The 562-nt window shown below is 37.5% G+C and carries 1 protein-coding gene and 1 pseudogene; both read right to left on the bottom strand.

The annotated features are described in order from the left end of the window. Window positions 1–324, bottom strand: a pseudogene (locus tag AC27IT_RS27975) (response regulator); the annotation flags it as partial. Next, entirely contained in the window at window positions 303–428 is a 126-nt protein-coding gene (locus AC27IT_RS27970; protein WP_487092286.1) for a DUF4003 family protein, read from the bottom strand. The pseudogene AC27IT_RS27975 and the gene AC27IT_RS27970, both read right to left, overlap by 22 nt. Between the last annotated feature and the right edge of the window lie 134 nt (window positions 429–562).

Raw genomic sequence — 562 nt, 5'->3', positions numbered from 1 at the left:
AAAATTGACTTTCTTTTCTCTGCTTTTGGTTAACCGTGTTAGCAAGTGCGTAGTGACTTTGGGATGAAGCTGATTTTCTCCATTCATTAGCTTTCGAATAGCCGTTACAAGTTCATCTGGATCGCTTTCTTTTAGCTGATAGCCTGAAGCTCCTGCTTCTAATGCCGGTATCACGTGATCTTGATCTGAAAAGCTTGTTAGAATCATGACTTGTATATGCGGTGCTTGTTTTTTTAGTTCTTTTGTTGCTTCGATTCCATCGAGAACCGGCATCGATAAATCCATTAACACAATATGAGGCTCTAGAGATATGATGATTTTAACGTAGAAAACATCCCTACTTGATTTTTGATATAGTCGCTTAACTCGAGGTAATCCTGAAGCTTGAGCGGTTTACCTTTCACTGCATACATAGAAGCGATAGCCATAAACTGCTTGTGATCTCCTACTTTCCATTTCAGTTCATTTTTTAAGCTGATATAAAAATCTCTATACTGATTTACTTTTTGTTGAATATTCTCTGGCACCATCTCAACACGTCCTTTATTAGGTGTTAGCTTAT

The organism is Brevibacillus sp. YAE8, from assembly GCF_057543335.1.
The sequence above is the reverse complement of the archived record's forward strand: the minus strand, read 5'-3'. Positions and strand labels throughout refer to the sequence as shown.

Bases quoted from the DNA above. Each gene is read 5' to 3' on its own strand.
- AC27IT_RS27970 (WP_487092286.1), bottom strand. From the start codon at position 428: ATGGCTATCGCTTCTATGTATGCAGTGAAAGGTAAACCGCTCAAGCTT.